This is a genomic window from Shewanella sp. 10N.286.51.B2 (assembly GCF_041469265.1).
GTDB lineage: Bacteria > Pseudomonadota > Gammaproteobacteria > Enterobacterales > Shewanellaceae > Shewanella.
The window spans coordinates 29,503-48,571 of sequence record NZ_JBFRKH010000055.1 but is presented as its reverse complement, the minus strand read 5'-3'; the positions used below and the strand labels follow the sequence as shown (position 1 = coordinate 48,571).

18 protein-coding genes are annotated in these 19,069 nt (G+C 41.0%); 4 read left to right on the top strand and 14 right to left on the bottom strand.

Going from position 1 to position 19,069, the window contains the following annotated elements; genetic code table 11:
* Window positions 1-249 precede the first annotated feature (249 nt).
* The 5 genes from AB4140_RS15155 to AB4140_RS15135 all read right to left on the bottom strand — a co-directional run bounded on the left by AB4140_RS15155 (window position 250) and on the right by AB4140_RS15135 (window position 6,134).
* On the bottom strand, window positions 250-1,188 hold the full coding sequence (locus AB4140_RS15155) for a Dyp-type peroxidase (protein ID WP_102438520.1): 939 nt from the start codon (window positions 1,186-1,188) through the stop codon (window positions 250-252).
* A 109-nt stretch (window positions 1,189-1,297) separates the two neighbouring features.
* Window positions 1,298-2,326: an ABC transporter ATP-binding protein gene (locus tag AB4140_RS15150; protein WP_102438521.1), complete on the bottom strand. Its 1,029-nt coding sequence runs from the start codon at window positions 2,324-2,326 to the stop codon at window positions 1,298-1,300.
* 1 nt (window position 2,327) lies between these two features.
* The gene (locus AB4140_RS15145; RefSeq protein WP_102438523.1) at window positions 2,328-3,959 is read right to left on the bottom strand and encodes an iron ABC transporter permease; all 1,632 of its coding nucleotides are present in this window, start codon (window positions 3,957-3,959) and stop codon (window positions 2,328-2,330) included.
* Between the two features lie 55 nt (window positions 3,960-4,014).
* Complete coding sequence (locus AB4140_RS15140) at window positions 4,015-5,034, bottom strand: Fe(3+) ABC transporter substrate-binding protein (RefSeq protein WP_102438525.1); 1,020 nt, start codon at window positions 5,032-5,034, stop codon at window positions 4,015-4,017.
* A gap of 350 nt (window positions 5,035-5,384) precedes the next feature.
* On the bottom strand, window positions 5,385-6,134 hold the full coding sequence (locus AB4140_RS15135; protein WP_102438527.1) for a ferredoxin--NADP reductase: 750 nt from the start codon (window positions 6,132-6,134) through the stop codon (window positions 5,385-5,387).
* Between the two features lie 317 nt (window positions 6,135-6,451).
* Here AB4140_RS15135 and AB4140_RS15130 point away from each other — a divergent pair, with 317 nt between their 5' ends.
* Together AB4140_RS15130 and AB4140_RS15125 are read left to right on the top strand one after the other, a co-directional pair.
* Window positions 6,452-7,933 (top strand): FMN-binding glutamate synthase family protein, encoded by a 1,482-nt coding sequence (locus tag AB4140_RS15130; RefSeq protein ID WP_102438529.1) that lies wholly within the window; start codon window positions 6,452-6,454, stop codon window positions 7,931-7,933.
* Window positions 7,934-8,087: 154 nt separating this feature from the next.
* Window positions 8,088-8,288 (top strand): hypothetical protein, encoded by a 201-nt coding sequence (locus AB4140_RS15125; protein ID WP_241900970.1) that lies wholly within the window; start codon window positions 8,088-8,090, stop codon window positions 8,286-8,288.
* 219 nt (window positions 8,289-8,507) lie between these two features.
* On the opposite strand, the gene AB4140_RS15120 is transcribed toward AB4140_RS15125, so the two are convergent.
* Both AB4140_RS15120 and AB4140_RS15115 read right to left on the bottom strand, forming a co-directional pair.
* Window positions 8,508-8,756: a hypothetical protein gene (locus AB4140_RS15120; protein ID WP_102438533.1), complete on the bottom strand. Its 249-nt coding sequence runs from the start codon at window positions 8,754-8,756 to the stop codon at window positions 8,508-8,510.
* A 138-nt stretch (window positions 8,757-8,894) separates the two neighbouring features.
* Window positions 8,895-10,682, bottom strand: coding sequence for an ABC transporter ATP-binding protein/permease (locus AB4140_RS15115; protein ID WP_102475321.1), 1,788 nt, complete (start codon window positions 10,680-10,682; stop codon window positions 8,895-8,897).
* 369 nt (window positions 10,683-11,051) lie between these two features.
* Between AB4140_RS15115 and AB4140_RS15110 the strand changes: the two genes are divergently transcribed.
* Window positions 11,052-11,225 carry a hypothetical protein gene (locus AB4140_RS15110; protein WP_102438537.1) on the top strand — a complete coding sequence of 58 codons (174 nt, stop codon included), beginning with the start codon at window positions 11,052-11,054 and terminating at the stop codon, window positions 11,223-11,225.
* 42 nt (window positions 11,226-11,267) lie between these two features.
* Here AB4140_RS15110 and aroG read toward each other — a convergent pair whose 3' ends face one another.
* The 6 genes from aroG to AB4140_RS15080 all read right to left on the bottom strand — a co-directional run bounded on the left by aroG (window position 11,268) and on the right by AB4140_RS15080 (window position 17,751).
* Entirely contained in the window at window positions 11,268-12,320 is a 1,053-nt protein-coding gene (aroG, locus tag AB4140_RS15105; RefSeq protein ID WP_102438539.1) for a 3-deoxy-7-phosphoheptulonate synthase AroG, read from the bottom strand.
* A gap of 339 nt (window positions 12,321-12,659) precedes the next feature.
* Window positions 12,660-13,898, bottom strand: a complete 1,239-nt coding sequence (locus tag AB4140_RS15100; protein ID WP_241900971.1) for a lipopolysaccharide assembly protein LapB — start codon at window positions 13,896-13,898, stop codon at window positions 12,660-12,662.
* Window positions 13,899-14,008: 110 nt separating this feature from the next.
* Complete coding sequence (locus tag AB4140_RS15095; protein ID WP_241900972.1) at window positions 14,009-14,329, bottom strand: hypothetical protein; 321 nt, start codon at window positions 14,327-14,329, stop codon at window positions 14,009-14,011.
* A 119-nt stretch (window positions 14,330-14,448) separates the two neighbouring features.
* Complete coding sequence (locus AB4140_RS15090) at window positions 14,449-15,699, bottom strand: ammonium transporter (protein WP_102438541.1); 1,251 nt, start codon at window positions 15,697-15,699, stop codon at window positions 14,449-14,451.
* A gap of 10 nt (window positions 15,700-15,709) precedes the next feature.
* Window positions 15,710-16,048: a P-II family nitrogen regulator gene (locus tag AB4140_RS15085; RefSeq protein WP_076539720.1), complete on the bottom strand. Its 339-nt coding sequence runs from the start codon at window positions 16,046-16,048 to the stop codon at window positions 15,710-15,712.
* A gap of 362 nt (window positions 16,049-16,410) precedes the next feature.
* Entirely contained in the window at window positions 16,411-17,751 is a 1,341-nt protein-coding gene (locus AB4140_RS15080) for a polymer-forming cytoskeletal protein (protein ID WP_102531058.1), read from the bottom strand.
* 232 nt (window positions 17,752-17,983) lie between these two features.
* Here AB4140_RS15080 and AB4140_RS15075 point away from each other — a divergent pair, with 232 nt between their 5' ends.
* Entirely contained in the window at window positions 17,984-18,604 is a 621-nt protein-coding gene (locus tag AB4140_RS15075) for a response regulator transcription factor (RefSeq protein WP_303410291.1), read from the top strand.
* A gap of 176 nt (window positions 18,605-18,780) precedes the next feature.
* On the opposite strand, the gene AB4140_RS15070 is transcribed toward AB4140_RS15075, so the two are convergent.
* The gene (locus AB4140_RS15070) at window positions 18,781-19,059 is read right to left on the bottom strand and encodes a DUF3081 family protein (protein ID WP_102438547.1); all 279 of its coding nucleotides are present in this window, start codon (window positions 19,057-19,059) and stop codon (window positions 18,781-18,783) included.
* Between the last annotated feature and the right edge of the window lie 10 nt (window positions 19,060-19,069).

Here is a 19,069-nt window from a genome sequence, read left to right as displayed (position 1 = left end):
GACATTCAGCAAGTGAGCAAATATATTGCTTTTGCAGTGGCTAAAAAAGCTATCGAGCAAGAATTAGCCCTACCTTGTCCAGATGAATTACTGCAACAACAAATTGAAAGTAATTTCTGGGAACCTGAATATCGCCGTTACAAACGCACCGCGCTCTAACAGATAACAGACCAAAAAAAGCAATGCTGAGGCATTGCTTTTTTTTATCGATAATTAACCTGCTACAGTCGGCTAATTTGTTATTTGCGTTTAATCATTGGCAAAACGGGCTAAAAAATCTAGCGAAGGCGCGAAGAATGATGAGCCGGTTAATGCCTTGGTAAACTGCATCAAATGATCATGATTACCATGGCCGTCACCATGCACCATACTGCGAAGCATTTCTTCAAAGTTGGTCGGCGTGCGACAGGTTGAAATAAACATTAACCCTTGTTCTTTAAGCGACCCAAATGGCATGCTCTGACGCAATATCTCCATTGAGTTACCTTGGGCATCTTTTAAATTAACTCGCTTAATATGGCTGGTTAACGGCTTATCTTCAGAGGCGTATTCAATATCATCTTGCTTGGTACGACCAATGATATCTTCTTGTTTTTTATTCGGTAAACGATTCCATTTACTTAAGTTGTGGGCATACTTTTGCACATGAATATAACTGCCACCTTTAAAGCTGGCATCCTCATCATCAACTAAAGCCACTTGCTGACGATTACGGCCTTTCGGGTTTTCTGTGCCATCAACAAAACCAGTTAAGTCACGGCTATCCATAAAGCGGAAGCCACGCTCTTCTTCAATCAGCTCAACCAAGCCTTCAAACATTTGGTTGATTTCATTGGCCACTAGATGAAGGATGTCGTAACGATCGCAACGAATATGCACAAATAAATCATATTCAATGGCAGGCGCATCACGATTTTCAGCTTGCATCGCTGGGAATGGACGCAAATGTTTAGGACGTTGTTCACTATAAAGTGAATCCCAATAGTTAGCGCCAATAGCTACAAAGCCATTAAAGGCACTATCTGCATATTGATCTGTGAGCTCATAGATGTATTGAGCAACATTGGCTAAACAAGGGCGTAATTGAGCTTCAACAGCGTCATTTGCATTAAACATCAAATAGACGCTATGCAAATTACCTTCGGCACAAACCCCTAACTGTTCGCGAGGCATATTCTGATTTTCCATGTTGGAATCAATCACCTTTATCAAATATAAGAGAGCATAATTGTAAGGTAATTGAGCAATTAATTCCTTGTGCTCAAGCTCAATTTTTTAACAACTTTGATACGCATCACTAAAAAATAACCAGTGAATGTGGCGAGATTGATAAATTGACTTTCAGACCTAAGGTCAGTTCAGTTAATTGGCTTCTAACTTCGAGCGTTTGTTGTCCTACCTTAACCCAATAATGACAAATTGTACCTAGAAAACGACGCTCAATAATTTCACCATGGCCTTGAGAAGCAGGTTGTAGATCAATCTGTTGCGGTCTAAGTAGCAACTGGCCTTGATAGTTAGCAGCTTGAGATAACTCAGAGGTACTTTCAATTAATCCCAGAATAGATGACACTTGCTGCTGATTTTTCACCATCACAGATAAATAATTACCCGCACCAAGAAAATCAGCCACATAACGCTCTTTAGGGTGAGCATAGAGGGTTTCAGCTAAACCGTGTTGTACAATGGCGCCATCTTTAAACAATGCCAGCTTATCAGCAAACACAAAGGCCTCATCTTTACTGTGGGTCACAAACACCGCACTGACATTACGCTGTTTTAATATTTGCCTGATCTCTAACATCATTTCATTTCGTACTTGGGCATCAATGTTAGAAAACGGTTCATCAAGTAATAATAATTCAGGCTCATAGGCTAATGCACGAGCAATAGATACCCGTTGCTGTTGTCCACCTGATAACTCATGGGGGTAACGCGACTCTAGCCCTTCAAGCTTGACCAGTTGTAGCATCTCTTCAAGCCGGGCTTTACGTTGACTATTATCCAGCCCATTGACCCCAAATAACACATTCTCACTGACAGTTAAGTGCGGAAATAAGGCATAGTCTTGGAAAATCATTCCAATGCCGCGATGTTCACTGGCAACAAACGTGTTGTCACCACTTAAACACTCACCATTAATTGAAATACAGCCCTGGCTGATGGCCTGTAAACCTGCAATAGCACGTAATAAGGTGGTTTTTCCGCAACCACTTGGGCCAAGCAGTGCAACGATTTCACCTTGTTCTAAAGTGAGATCGAGCCCTTTAAGAATCACCTGTCCTTGGTAGTCACTTTTTACATTTTGAATGGTCAATGTGGACATATTAGCTCTCTTGCTCCAATGAACGGTTTAGATAAATCAATGGCACTAACCCAACTAACACAATCACGATAGCAGCCAAAGCGCCATGTTCGAGTTGTTCATCGGAGACAAACTGGAATACATAGGTGGCGAGGTTTTCAAAACCAATGGGTCTTAACAATAGCGCTGCGGGTAGCTCTTTCATGCTTTCAATAAACACTAATAATGCCCCTGCAAAAATGCCTTTGCGTAGCAGCGGTAAATGCACTCGCCATAATAACTTAGTCGGCTTTTGCCCCATGGTAATACTGGCCATATCCAAGGAAGGCGAAATACGTTTATAGCTGTTTTCAATGCTGCCAATAGATATCGCCACAAAGCGAACGCAAAAAGCAAAAATTAGCGCGATAACGCTACCGGTAAATAACAATCCTGGGCCGCGCGCACCAAAATAGTCATAGACATCATTTATAGCAAAATCTAAATACGTTAATGGCACCAACACGCCAATAGCCAGCACTGTGCCTGGTATGGCATAGCCTGTGCTACTTAATCGTGAAGGTAATAGGTCTGCCCGACGGGGGCTTACGCGCCTAACAAACATCAACACTAATGCCAGTAGCACACATATAAAACTCACGACGAGGGCAATATACAAACTGTTGAAACTGTATTGCCAAAACTGGCTGTTCCAGCTCTGGTCAAAGTAGTCGATGGCGTAGCCGCTTAATACAATAAAAGGTAATAAAAACGCGAGACCAATCAGCAGGCTACAATAGCCAAAGGCGAGCCAAGCTTTAACACCTTTTAGCTGGTATCTGTCTGATTCAGTTAACCTAGACTGCTTTTGATATAACTCTTGTTTGCGTCTGGCAAATCGCTCAAAACCCACCATGGCAAAAATCACCAGCAACATAATGGCTGATAATTTTGCTGCTGCCGATAAGCTGCCATAACCCAGCCAAGTGTCGTATACCGCAGTGGTTAAGGTTGGCACCGCAAAGTAACTCACTGTAGCAAAATCGGCAGCGGTTTCCATGGCCACTAATGCCATCCCTACTGCAAGTGCCGGCCTTGCCATTGGCAGGCCTAAACGCCAAAAGCTTTTCCACGGGCTACAGCCCATAATTCTAGAGGCGTGCAATAGGCTGGAAGATTGCTCCATAAAAGCCGTTCTGGCTAATAAATAGATATAAGGAAATAACACCAATGACAGCATAATTGCTGCGCCGGTTAGGCTGCGAATATCAGGGAAATAATAATCTTGCGGGGACGTCCAGCCAAACACTTGCCTTAGCAACTTTTGTACAGGACCGGCGTAATCAAGCATGTCGGTATACACATACGCGACAATATAAGCAGGCATTGCCAGTGGCAATAGCAGCGCCCATTGAAAGTAACGTCTAGCAGGGAAATGACAACGAGCTACCAACCAAGCGGCTGGCACTGCAATCACTAAGGAACCGACACAGACCTTCAGCATCAGCAATAGGCTGTTACTAATATAGGTCGGTAAAACGGTGTCAATTAAGTGACTAAAAACAGCTTCGTCAGGGAGTGTAGCTTGTACTAAAAGTGCAAAAAGCGGCAAAATTAATATTACCGCAATTGCATAACCAGCGAACGACCAGCCTCTGGTTAAGCCTAAGATCATAAATACTTTCCAGTCTATGCCGCGTTATCGGTTAACGCGGCGAAATAAAGCATCCTTACAGATCAAATTTTACTTCATCAATTAGCTTCACTGCCGCTTGATGGTTTTCTGCTAGCTTAAAGATTGGAAGACTATCTGCATTGAAGTCCCCCCAAGAGGCTACCATGTCAGAAGGGGCAACATCGGCTTTTACCGGATATTCCATGTTGACTTCTGCGTAAAGACTTTGAGCTACATTAGATGATAAAAATTCCATCAATTTTATAGCATTATCTTTGTTTGGGGCAAACTTAGCTAGTGCCATACCTGAAACATTTATATGGGCACCGCGGTTATCTTGGTTAGGAAAGTTGATTTCCACTGATTCAGCCCAGCTTTTTTGCTTAGGGTCCTTAATCATCTTACCAAAGTAATAACTGTTACCTAAGGCGATATCACATAAACCTTCGTTTACCGCTTTAACTTGCGCGCGATCATTGCCTTGTGGTTTACGAGCTAAATTGGCTTTAAGCCCTTCTAACCACGTTTTGGTTTCAGCTTCACCGTGATGGGCAATCATTGAAGCAACCAGGGCAATGTTATAAGGGTGCTTGAAACTACGAGTACAGATTTTGCCTTTATATTGCTCAGAGGCTAAATCTTCATAATTAATATCTAGCTTACCTAAACGCTCTTTTGAAGAATAAACATTACGTACCCGCATGGTTAATGCGTACCAATCGTTACTCGGTGAGCGGTATTGGGCCGGGATATTGTGATTTAAAGTCTCGCTATTCACATCAACAACTAATTTTTTATCAACGAGTTCCATTAAACGAGAAAAGTCAGAGGTTAACACTAGATCTGCAGGAGATAAGCGCCCTTCACGAGCAATACGCTCAGCGATGCCATCTTTGGCAAAAACCACATTCACCTTGATGCCAGTCTGTTCGGTAAATTGCGCTAAAATGGGTTCTACTAGAAAAGCTTGACGATAAGAATAGATAGTAAGATCTTCAGCAGCGGTTGCTGAAATTGAACTTAGTGACGATACTGCTGCTAATCCTAACAGTGCCAGACGCTTAAACGACTTCATTCCAAATTCTCCTTGGCGTTGCGTTACTTTTTATCAGCATAATGGCCCCGTACAGGGGGACTTTCATAATACTAACGAGTAACTGCTTATAGAAATGATAACAGTTATCAATTGCGATAAGGGTAATAGATCACTATCTAAGGAGCAAGTATTGTTTAAGGATATAAGCTAACTAAGATTAAAATATATTTTTTAAATGTACTGCATTAATTACAGCTTCTGCGCTTTTCGCAGCAAGCGAATAAACAGTTTAGCCATTGATAATGCGAGTTACAGCAATGTTACTGCCGAAATACTAACAAGCTACAGCTCGCTAGTTACTCGCTAACGAAAGTCTATTTAAAAGCAGGCTACCAATATTTTTCGACGGTAATTTGCCCTGGTGCTCGACGTAGATTCTTCACTAACCCCTTTTCTATTAGTACCGTTTGCGCATCAGAAATCATTCCTGGATTACCACAAATAAGTACTTGTGAGTTATCTTGCGACAAGGTAACTCCAGCCGCTTGTTCAATGAGACCGCTACTTAACCCATCAGGGATACGACAAGATAAGCCGTCTTTATATTCTTCACGAGTGACAATAGGTATCAGTTCAAATTTTTCGGGATATTGTTGCTGCAGCGCTTGTAATTGGGGTAAATAAGCCAAGTCTGCAATCATCCGCACACCGTACACCAGCACCACTTTTTCAAACCGTTGCCACGGCTCTGCTGTTTCCATAATCGATATAAAAGGCCCCACGGCAGTGCCAGTTGCCAAAAACCACAAATCAGGGCCTTGAAGTGCCCCTGAGGGGATTTCATCTAAAGTCATAAAGCCTGATGCCTTGGTGGTTACTTCGATGTTATCGCCAATTTTAAGTGCCTGTAAATCTGGAGATAACTGACCATCTTCAACAGCGACGGCCAGCACTTCGACATAATCTTTACCGGGTGGGTTAACGATAGAGTAGGCTCTAGCAATGCGCTTATCGTCACGCATCTGACTCAGTTTAATAAACTGACCGGCAATAAATGGCTCAACATCGGCGCGAATACGCAGCGAAAACAACTTGTCATTCCAATCTATACGTTCAATTACAGTACCAGTTGTCCACATAGGGTAATTCCTTGATTTTAGATCTGCTATTTATCTACTGGCAGGGTCTTTAAACAACATTTGGCTAGACCTTACTGTATTAAACTATAGGTTTGATCAACGCCTTCGGCAATAGCTGGGTAAAACTGTTTTAATAGCAATCAAACTCTATCGCTTACTTATACTTAGCTAGAACAAGGTCAAATTTTTTGTCATAAATATCCCCCATCAGCCATACTGAGGATAGTCATAAATCTGCATATCTGGTTAAAATAAACGCAGATAATCACAGGCTAGCGTCAAATTTGCATCAAACAGATCATTTTTAAGGAACAAAAATGCAGAAGAATTGGTTTATTTGGGGATTAGAAGTTTTTACGGGATTATTTCTTGCGTTTATCGCACTGTTCTTTATCGCGATAATTTATATGTATCTCGCAGATAAATTACAAACCAAGCAAGCGATTAGGCATAACTATCCAGTTATTGGCAGATTTAGATACTTATTTGAAAAACAGGGTGAATTTTTCAGGCAGTATTTTTTTGCCCAAGATCGAGAAGAATTGCCCTTTAATCGCGCCGAACGCAGTTGGGTTTATCGCGCTGCCAAAGGCATAAACCGCACCATTGCCTTTGGCTCAACCCAAAGCCACGATAAAACTGGCAGCATTATGTTTTTAAATGCGGCCTTTCCTAAATACGATTCTGATGAACATAATGACGCTGTCATCACCATTGGTACAAACTGTACTCATCCCTATGCGACAGCGAAAGTATGCCATATATCTGCGATGAGTTTTGGTGCGCTCTCGCGCCCAGCGATTACTGCGCTATCCCATGGCGCGGCCCAAGCGGGTTGCTGGTTAAATACTGGCGAAGGCGGATTAAGTGAACATCACCTTAAAGGTAACTGTGACTTAGTATTTCAAATTGGTACCGCCAAATATGGTGTACGTAATGAGCAAGGGTTATTGGATGATCAAAAACTTGAGCAAATCGCAGCCCATGATCAGGTAAAAATGTTTGAGATTAAGTTAAGCCAAGGCGCAAAACCCGGTAAAGGCGGGATCCTACCAGGCCTTAAGGTCACCAGTGAGATCGCCGCCATTAGAGGCATTCCTGTTGGGGAAGACTCAATAAGCCCCAATGGCCATCCTGAATTTAATCAGGTCGGCGATATTCTGGATATGGTCGCGCATATCCGTAATATCACCGGTAAACCCACAGGTATCAAAGCCGTCGTTGGAGACGAGCAATGGCTCATTAATTTATGTGAAGAAATACTGCTACGAGGCATTGAACACGCGCCGGATTTTTTTACTTTAGACAGCTCAGAAGGCGGCACTGGCGCTGCGCCGCAGGCATTAATGGACCATGTGGGTTTACCGCTTAAAGAAAGCCTGCCAATTTTAGTTAACCTGTTAAAACACAAAGGCCTCAAACAACGCATAAAAATTATTGCCAGCGGTAAAATGGTGCTGCCCTCGCAAGTGGCGTGGGCACTGGCAACGGGGGCAGACTTTATTGCCTCAGCGAGAGGTAATATGTTTGCTTTAGGCTGCATTCAAGCATTGCAATGCAACAAAGACACCTGCCCAACGGGTATCACGACCCATAACAAAAAATTACAGCAAGGCTTAGATCCGCGCAATAAGTCGGCAAGAGTGGCAAGCTACAATCGCTCACTGCATTATGATTTAAAGGTTATTGCTCATTCTTGTGGGGTGAGTGAGCCAAGACAATTAACCCGCCATCATGCGAGAATAGTCACTGACAGTGGCGTATCTATTTCATTAGATAAGTTTTATCGGCAATACTGATTTGGACGCACATGATCCGCAGCACTTATACCAGTAGCCGTATTATAGCTATTAGACTTATCGCTAATTAATTGGCCAGTTCTAATTTTGAACTAAGCCTCATTTAGGTGTAAAATCGTGACTTAGAGCAAGCTTTTATCAAAAGGGTTTACATTTGAAAGTATCACATTCATTAATGACGCCAATGATGTCTGCAAAGACAATATCATTAACCTGTAATAACTGCGAAAGGATGTCAGAAATTGAAGGTGAGAAAATCTGTTTTAACCAAGGCGAAATCAGACGATTAACCCTTGATGCTAACGCAGAGTCAATCATTAAAATGGTTTGTAATAGTTGGTCTAAAAACGCTTAATAAGCCGTTAATAAATCGCACTATTTAAGTCTTTGCTATAACAGTGGTGAGCGCTAAAAGCATTCCCTTAATAGGCTAAATCCACCAAAGGTCAATAACAGATTATAGTTAGCAGAAAAAGCAATTAGATTGCTTTTACTGGCTTGGAAACTTGTGGTAATTTAAGCTTGATGGCTATTTAGCTACTATATTCGCAGCTAAACATGACTAGTCGGTGATTTAAATAAAAACATCTTCGGCACTATCATCGGCTTTTAGTAAACTATCTTCACTGTTATTGTCATTGATTTTAGCCAAGGTTAAACCGCGAGTGGTAACAATCAATCCTGCGCACAACTCATCATAAACAGTTTGTAGTTCATCTTGATTCATTTCTCGATTTTCAAGCGTTGCCATAATTGCAAACCAATCAGTAGTCACTTTATGTTGTGTACCTTCTAAGGCTGCTATTAAAGAAATGTTTTGCACCCACGACCTCCATACCTAGATTTAATTACCAACTAACTTCCTACTTACCTATACGAACTCAATCCTTTCAAGGCAATTAATACTAATTATACACAAAAACGCCACTATCAAAGAGATAAAACTGCTAACAGCCACTTATCAGAGGGAGAGCGCCTGCTCATTTTGAATTTTCCATAGTTTGGCATAGACCCCATTAAGCGCTAACAAGGTGTTATGGGTCCCTTGTTCAGCCACCATTCCATCTTTAAGTACCACAATTTTATCGGCATCAATAATGGTGGATAATCGATGTGCCACCACCAAACTCGTATGACCTTTAGCAGCATCTTTTATCGCCGTTAATATTGCTTGCTCTGATTTACTGTCCAAAGATGATGTCGCTTCATCAAAGACTAGTATCGGCGCAGCTTTTAATATTGCTCTGGCAATGGAAACGCGCTGCTTTTCTCCGCCAGAAAGTTTAAGACCGCGCTCGCCGACTTTAGTATCCCAGCGCTGTGGTAATGACTCAATAAACTCAGTTAAATTCGCCAGCGCTACTGCACTTTTAACTTCAGCTTCAGTCGCATCAGGGCGACCATATTGGATATTTTGAAAAATGCTATCGTTAAACAAAACAGTATCTTGAGGGACGATTGCAATAGATTGCCGCAGCGCTTGTTGCGATAGGCCTCTAACATCTGTGCCATCGATACTAATAGCGCCAGAGTTTACATCATAAAAGCGAAACAACAGTTTTATTAAAGTGGATTTTCCGGCGCCGCTTTCACCCACCACTGCGACTTTTTGTCCCGCTGGTACAGTGAAGCTCACCCCTTTAAGAATGGGTCTGTTATCGTAATTAAAGTTCACATCATGAAATGACAACGCGCCAATCGTTGGCGAGATATCTGTGGCATTCGCTTTATCATTAATGCTGGGCACTTTATCCAATAAATCAAACATCCGCTCAATATTAGCCAGTGCCCCGCGTATTTCACGATACACAAAACCCAAGAAATTTAACGGGATAAACAGCTGCATCATAAAAGCATTAATTAATACAAAATCACCTAAGCTCATATTACCTGCGGTAACTTCTGAAGCGGCTAGCCACATCATCGCCGTCATCGCCACAGCGATGATTAACGCTTGGCCCGCATTTAAAGCAAATAATGATAGACGGTTTTTACGTTTTGCGACCTCCCACTGCTCTAGTGCAGAATCATAGCGATTTGACTCATATTGCTCATTATTAAAGTATTTAACTGTTTCATAATTTAATAAGCTGTCGATGGCGCGAGTATTCGATAAAGAGTCAGCCCTTGCAGCATCCCTAACATAGCCGGTGCGCCACTCAGTGGCCACAATTGAATAACCAATATAAGCAACCACGGCAACCAAGGTAATAAGCGCAAAGCCAACACCGTAGTTATAAAGGAAAATGCCAACCACTAAAGCAATTTCTAATAATGTCGGCACAATATTGAACACCATAAAGCGCATCAGAAAACTCACACCACTGGTGCCGCGCTCAATATCTCTTGATAACCCGCCGGTTCGTCTGTCTAAATGAAAATCAAGATCTAGGCGGTGCAAATGCTCAAATACGCTCAAGCCTAAACGGCGAATGGCTCTTTCAGTCACCCGACCAAACAAGGTGTCACGAATTTCGCCAATGACTACATTTAAAAAGCGCACCCCGCCATATGCAAGCACTAATGCAATAGGCACAGCAACAATAGCTGCGGTGCGTTGGCCATCTAAACTGTCGACTAAGTCTTTTAAAATAAATGGCAAACCAACACTAGCAAGTTTGGCAATGACCAAACACAACATCGCCAAAAAGATGCGGCCTTTAAACTCAAATAAGTAGGGCACTAATAACCCAACGACTTTCCAATTAAGCTTGCCTACTGGTCCATCAAAATACGCCGACGGTCTCATTCATTACCACCAATGATTAAATTTAAGAATGTTTATTTCGAAACTAGCTTTTACTTTTGCCACCACACTAAGTTAACACTTAGTCGCCAATTTAGTGTGACTTGATTTGAGCAAGACTAAAGAATTTGTTTTAAGCAGCCAAAATTAAATCATCATAGCGTTTAATATCGACGCTAATAGCACTTTAGACTTACAGATATTATCATTTGCTAGTATCAAAGGTTATTTTTTAGCAAAAAAACACAAAATATTGCAAAATCAGCTTGGTTTACAGTTCTGCAACGAAAAAGAATTTGCTACTCTTTACTCGTTACTTGTTAGCGATTTCCATTAATCATTCACCTTTATTCCCAGTTCAAAGGACGCAATATGTTAGACGCAGCAAAAACGCAGGCTCCACCAATGCAATTAATTCAAACTTGGGTGTGGATGATGATTGAGTCTGGTAACCCTGAGCTTCAGGATAAGGGAAGAAATAATCTTATTTCTGCTTTTGGTAGCCTTGCAAAAGCCAATGAATATTTAGCTAATAGCAATAATTAAGGCGCTAAAAAGCGCCTTAATTATTGGAGACAAGCAGCACTGTTAGCCGCGGCGATTTAATACGCTTTGATTTAACGTGGCTAATAGCTTTTCAGTATCACTCCAGCCAATACATGCATCAGTTATGCTTTGGCCGTAACACAACTCCTTGCCGACCACGAGATCTTGGCGGCCTTCTTCAATGTTGCTTTCAACCATCACCCCAAAAATATTGTGATTGCCTTGGCTAATTTGCCCAGCAACATCTTCAGCCACTAGCATCTGTTTATTAAAGTCTTTACTGCTGTTAGCGTGGCTAAAATCAATCATAATGTTAGCAGGCAATTTGGCGTTCTCTAATTGAGTTTCAATAGCACTAACATGAGGTTGGCTATAATTAGGCTCTTTACCGCCGCGCAGAATAATATGGCAATCTGGATTACCTTTCGTGGATACAATAGCTGAGTGACCAAACTTGGTGACTGACAAAAAGTGGTGCGGAGCACTTGCTGCACCAATCGCGTCAATCGCCACTTTAATGGTGCCATCAGTACCATTTTTAAAGCCTACAGGGCTCGATAAACCTGAAGCAAGCTCACGGTGCACTTGTGACTCTGTAGTACGGGCACCGATGGCTCCCCAACACATCATATCTGCCACATATTGCGGCGTGATCATATCAAGAAACTCACCGGCGGCTGGTATGCCAGATTCATTCAAATCGACCAATAATTTACGCGCTGTTCGTAGGCCGTCATTAAGCTTAAAGCTATTGTCCATGTAAGGATCATTGATCAGCCCTTTCCAACCTACCGTAGTACGAGGCTTTTCGAAGTAAACACGCATTACAATTTCTAGTTGATCTTTAAATTGCTCACGTAGAGCAATTAAACGCTTGCCATAATCTAAAGCTGCGACTGGATCATGTATTGAACAAGGGCCAATAACAACAAGTAAGCGATCATCTTGTTTGTTTAAAATTCTATGAATGCTATCTCGTGCATTAAACACTGTTGCTGATGCTGCTTCTGACGCCGGAAATCGCTCTAAAATAGCAATTGGGGGCAATAATTCTTTTATCTCATCAATTCTAACGTCATCATTTTTGTAATACATAGTTTATACAACTCCAGCAAACAGTTATTTATGCCAACGTTAAACGTTGAGCAGTAAAGCATTACGGACAGCTTTATATTTCAAACACTAGCATACAATAAAACATCCAATCTACGGTTTTATCAAATTATTCAATTTAAATTACTGTTATTAAATAGCTTTCATATTCAAAATATAAAATATCTAATAAATTCATTCATTTCTAAAATTATCTTCAATTCAATTCGCTTTAATCTTGAGTCTGTTCCTTCGATTATTGCTATCAAAATATATCAAGCAATAAAAAACCACTTGCAGCTAACACGCTGTAAGTGGCTAAAGTAACTAGGCCTTATTATATTAATGGCGCATCATAGCTTGCAGCTTACCTTTATAACGATCTTGATTGGTCTCATCATGGCTAAGATCTAGCGCCTTTTGCATGGTTTTCTTGGCACGTCTTTGATCGCCTGTTGCCCAGTAGGCACGGGACAAACCAAAATAAAACTCATGGCGGTAATCCGCCCGTTCAACCGCACGTTTGTACCACACTAAGGCTTCTTGATATTGCTTTTCAAAATACGCCTCTTGGGCCATATCAAAGTAATAGAATGGGTTATTAATGCGGGCTAATTCAAGAATTTTATGAACCTGTTTCCACTCTTCTAGTCGCTCTTGCTCACCTAATATTAATGCAAGATTATACAGGGTAGTGATATTTTTAGGTTCTAACTGAAGCACATAGCGATAGGCTTTTTCTGCCCGTTCATCTAATCCTTTATGACGATAAATCACCGCCAGAGTGTTAATACTATTGACGTGATACGGGTCTAACTCAATAGCCCGTTTTACCAATGCATACGCTAAGTCGTAGTCACCGCGTACTAATGCTTCTGCTGCAACATTATTAAAGTACATTCCAGATAAGGTTTGTTTATTAATTTGCTTAACACGGTATGAGCGTATTGAGCGCTCAGGCAAAAAATCCACTAATATGTCCGAACCGTGAAGACTAATACTATTGGGAGCGTCACGGTGCAGTAGTTTCATATTTACGTGACCATTTACGAGGTAAAAACCTCCCCTTCTATCCCATATGGGTTCTACATCAATATCTTGAAACTTTACAGGGACATCAAGTACCTGTGCGATAGCAGTTGTCAGTACCACCAGCGACATGCAGTTACCCGCCCGCTCAAGGGCTGTCACGCTGGCCATTCGGGTGTAGTGATCTCGATATTCAAAGCCCCCCTCTTGAGCATTGATGTATTCAGCAAGCCAAAGGTTTACCGGTATTTTAAGGCCGTTAACGCCACCTGAGCGAGCAAAATCACGCTGTATTTCAGTAACTATCTCATCAGGTAAATTGTAAATCTCTGCTGTAGCGGGAATATCTACCTCATTAAAATAACTATCGTTAAATAAGCCACTGACATTAACCTTGGCTTTATTGATACTCGACGTGCTAGAGCAGCCTGAAATAAAAATCAATATTAGTAAATAAAAACAGAGATTAAGGCGTGAAAAACCAAAAGATTGAATTATTAGTGAATTTTTCGAAGAAACGTCATCATGATGCAACATAATTCTACCCCACATAAAAGCCTATCATTAAGCATAGAAGTTAGTGGCAGAATTGCGATTTTGAAAAAGTTACAAAAGATGAATGTAAAAAGCTTAAGCCAGTGGCGAATATTTGAATTTCATTATTACTTGGCAACTGGCGGGTCAATTTGAATAAACACCTCTTGGTTTTGATAGGTGTATGGTCGGTAGGAATTACCGGCGCAATTAAAATAACGGTATGGCGCAGCGAATACCAAACAGCCATTCGGCAGAGCTTGTAAAATATTAATTTGCTGCTGCATTTTGAGCATTTGCTGCCATTGATAGTCCTGCTGAACTTGATTTCGTATTGCAAAAGCGTCAAATGGTTCAGATGTCTTTCTCACAACCACTTTTCCCGCAGTGGCGAAAAAGCTGATACTGATAAGTAAAGCAATCATCAATACTTGAAAGTAATTAACCATGTTAAACCTCATTGCACTTATTCACTCGTCACACTTGTTCACTTTTTAAGAGTCACAAAAAAGCAGAACCCTAAGGTTCTGCTTTTAGTTTTAACATGCTCAGTGTTTAAAGCAATCTATTATCCAGCTGATTTGATTGAAACAAACTCTGGGTAAGCATCAACACCACAGTCAGATGCATCCATACCGTTGTACTCTTCTTCTTCAGTAACACGGATACCCACTGTCGCTTTAAGGATAAACCATACTACGAATGAAGCTGAGAATACCCAAGCAAAGATAACTGCTGCGCCATATAACTGAGCACCAAAGTTTGCATCAGCATTTGATAATGGTACTAGCATTAGACCTAGGAAACCGGCAACACCATGTACAGAGATTGCACCTACTGGGTCATCAATTTTAATGCGGTCAAAGGCAACAATTGAGAAGATAACCACACCACCAGCGACGATACCAATGACACCTGACATTAATAGTGAAGGTGATAATGGGTCTGCTGTAATAGCCACTAAGCCCGCTAATGCACCATTTAAAATCATGGTTAGGTCAGCCTTACCCCAGACAACTTTACAAACTAATAATGCTGAAACTGCACCGAAAGCGGCTGCTGAGTTAGTGTTTACAAAAATCTTAGCCACTGCTGAAGCATTTTCTGCGTCTGAGACTAATAATTGTGAACCACCGTTAAAGCCAAACCAACCCATCCATAAGATAAACATACCTAATGTCGCCATTGGTAAGTTTGAACCTGGGATAGGATGAACTTCACCATTTGGGCCATACTTACCTTTACGAGCACCCAGTAATAGTACTCCTGAGATAGCTGCTGCTGCACCGGCCATATGTACAATACCACTACCAGCGAAGTCAACGAAACCAGCAGCAGAAAGGAAGCCACCGCCCCAAGTCCAGTAACCTTCAATTGGGTAGATAACCGCGGTTAATACCACTGCAAAGATTAAGAAAGACCAAAGCTTCATTCGCTCTGCAACTGCACCAGACACAATTGACATTGCCGTTGCAACAAATACAACTTGGAAGAAGAAGTCAGACTCCAGCGCATGATCTGCATCAGCGGCTTGTGAGCCAATTAATGAACCAAATGATGGTAACCAGCCACCTTCAGTGTTATCGACATACATGATGTTGTAACCCACTAACAGGAACATCACACAGGCGATTGAATATAAACATACATTTTTAGTTAAAATTTCTGTGGTATTTTTTGAACGAACTAAGCCCGCCTCAAGCATTGCAAAACCTGCTGCCATCCACATGACAAACGCACCTGATATTAGAAAATAAAACGTATCTAATGCGAAACGTAATTCGGTGACGGTTGTGCCTAACGTTGCTAACTCTTCCATTACATTCCCCTTATAGTGCTTCGTTATCTAGCTCACCCGTACGGATACGGATAGCTTGCTCAAGATCAGTAACAAAAATTTTGCCATCGCCAATCTTGCCGGTATGAGCCGCTGTCGTAATGGCTTCAATTAACATATCTAAGTTTTCTGCTTTAGTAGCAATTTCCAACTTCACTTTAGGAAGAAAGTCGACTTGGTATTCTGCGCCACGATATAGCTCAGTGTGACCTTTTTGACGACCGAAACCTTTTACTTCGGTAACAGTCATTCCTTCAATGCCCATGCTTGCAATAGCTTCACGGACATCATCCAATTTAAATGGCTTGATGATAGCGCTGACGAGTTTCATCTCGACCTCCAAAAGTGTGATTGTTATAAATTTGTTTACAAATACAATTCAATCATCAGGCCAATCATGTAAAACCATGATTCGTATAGCATTTTAAAATATAAGTTAAATAAAAAAGTCTTTTCATGCACTAATAAGGTGCAACTTTAATTTGGCGCGCACAACATTAGAGCGAAGCGTTTATAACTATCTGAATACTTGATAATAAGAATTACGCAGTTAAAAAAGTGTCAAAATGAACAAAGAAAAGCTGTGCGGAAGGGGGGGATGTTACTGATATAAAAATAAACACATTAAAGAAAGCATAAATAAAAAGACCTTCTAATGAAGGCCTTTTTATTTGCAGATTAGCTTTTAAAAATTTATAAGCTGCCAACCGTGTCAGTTGCTTCTGCTGAACTTGCAACCTCATCAGTCGTCTCTTCAGCGAGTAGATCTGCCATTAAGCTATCAACTTGAGGCTGACTGACCACTTCATCTTCAACTGCTACAACAGCCTCATTCACACTGACAAGCAAGTCTTCAGTTTCATCAGCTAAAGCAGTTTCTGTCACTTCAAGTTCTGCTTCTGTTTCAGCTGATGCTGTTGCTTGCATTTCAATTGCCGAGTCAGGCGCATCATTTGCAGTAGTCACAATTTCAGACTCGTCAATATCAGTGGTAAGCGCAACACTAACTGAAGGCTCAAGTACTTCATCTGCCTTAGCAAGTTCAATTTGGTTTTCTGCTGGCTGTATTTGCTGTGGTTCAATATCAATAACCGTCGTTGCCGGTTTCACCACTGAAGCTGTAACAGGCTTTGATTCAATCAATTGAGTCAATTCATCTTTTTTATAAACCGCGCCAGCAATTGCAGCAACAGCGATAGCCGCGACAAATAGCTTAGCACCTGAACCTGATGATTTCTCTTGAGCCTTTCTCGCCGCTTCTGCTGCAGCAAGTTGAGCTTGAGGATTCGGTTGCGGCTTAATCTCAAGTTTTGACTTAGGCTTAGGTTCTGCAACTGGCTTCGGGTTATTATGAGCATCTGTATTTACTTGAGGCTCTACTCGAGAATTTGCAGTTGCAGCGCTACTACCACTGGTCTGTGAATTAATTTCTGCAAGAGTCTGTGGTTTAATCTGAGTTGTGGCAGGTGCAGGTTCAGCCTTAACATCGACTTTCTTAGGTTCGGCTTTATTAACATCTGTTTTCACCTGAACCGCTACGGTAGTTTTTACTACAGGCTCTGGCTTAAGATTGTTAAAATGTCCCTTATTTGCAGCTTGAGCTATCGGCGCCTCTGCAACAGGCGCTTCAGTCTTTGGGAAAGCATAGGCTTCTGTGACTTGTGCTTCTGGCTTATCTTCAACAGTTGCTTGGGGTAATACGCCTTCTTCAGGGCCCTTGGTTCTGGCACCTAAAAATTGACCACCATCATAAATTTCCATTTTATGGCTAGATACATCACCTTCAACTACACCAGAGCTTACAATCACTAAACTGTTGCAATGTAATTTACCTTTAAATTCACCACAAACTCTTAATTCTTGACAAAAAAGCTCACCGTCAATTTCGCCACCAACTTCAATTTTAACTTGGTCTGTTGAACGAATAACACCTTTAACTTTACCGGCAACCAAAGCAGGTCCCTGTACAGTCATATCTCCATCCAATGAAGTATCAGGGCCAATAAAAGTAACCCCATTTCCTTTGTTATTCATACCAATCAGTTTCCTTTATTATTAATTTTGACATATACTAAACCAACTTTATTAAAACAACAAATAACATTTCTTTTACACAAGTTGCAGGTCAATTCCGAGCTTTTCGCTTTAAAAGTAAAACTTAATAGTTTAATGTATCGGCTATTAGTAAAAGAGCCTGTCTTTAATATATAAATTTGCTATTGAACGGATTTTCAATAGTAGCCCAAATAACAGGGATGTAGCCGAAATGATTTTTTCAGATGTGATTTTTAAACAACTTCCAGAACCACAGGCCCTGCAAGTATCTAAAATCTCAGGATTACTCAATATTGAAACCGCCTTCTATGACTCACTAAACTTTGCCTGTAAAGCTGCCGATAAAAGGCCAAAATTTCTTATTCACTATTTAGAAGCCCCTCATAAACACGCCTATTTAATTTCAGCTGATATTCTTACAACAGGTAAGCATTTAGTCTTTTGCCCTCAACTAGATACTGAGTGTGAAACTTTACTTATCTCTAATGGATTCCATGGCGCACTCCCATTGGCCGCAACTGAAGTTGACATTATTGAAGCCCTTAAAAGCATTAATGCTAATAAGCTTTATTTCAGCCACGATGCCATGTCACGTTATATTCAATCAAAGAAACGACAACCCAATACCCAACGCCAGAATGAATTACTGTCATTAACGACCAAGAAAGAGCAGCAGGTATTAACCCTGATATGCCAAGGCTTAACCAATGATGAAATCGCTGCCAATTTAGGCATATCGATTAATACAGTAAAAATGCATATTCAGAATATGTTCAAAAAAACCAAAATATCCAGCCGTGGGCAGCTTTCTTACGCCTTTGCACAAGTTTAAAAATTTAAATGTATATAATTAGCTCACTGCTAATTTGTAACGCTAGCTGTTAAATGGTGCGAGTTAACAGCTTTGAGAATTAACTACAGAAAATAACATTAATTGCACTTAGGTAAGCTTTAGCGTGCAGCAAAGCGCAACTAAAGCGCAAAATTTTTTTGATGACATAGTGCTGTTTATACTGAGTACTTCATCACCTCAGCAAAACGCGCCATAAAATTATCAAACGCAGCATTATCTGGGTAATCAAATTGATATTTATTATGGAAATAAATCGTTAAAGAGGTTCGGCCGTCACTAAGAATAATTGTGTAGCCATCAAAGCCTGTTTGTGCATTTAAGCCACATAGTTCATAGCTAGAGTTGTCGCCATCTGCAGCGGCCAGCTTTTGCCCCATGTCGGTTATCTTATTAAATACTTTTAGCGCTTCATATATATCAATGGCATTTTTCATCACTACATCC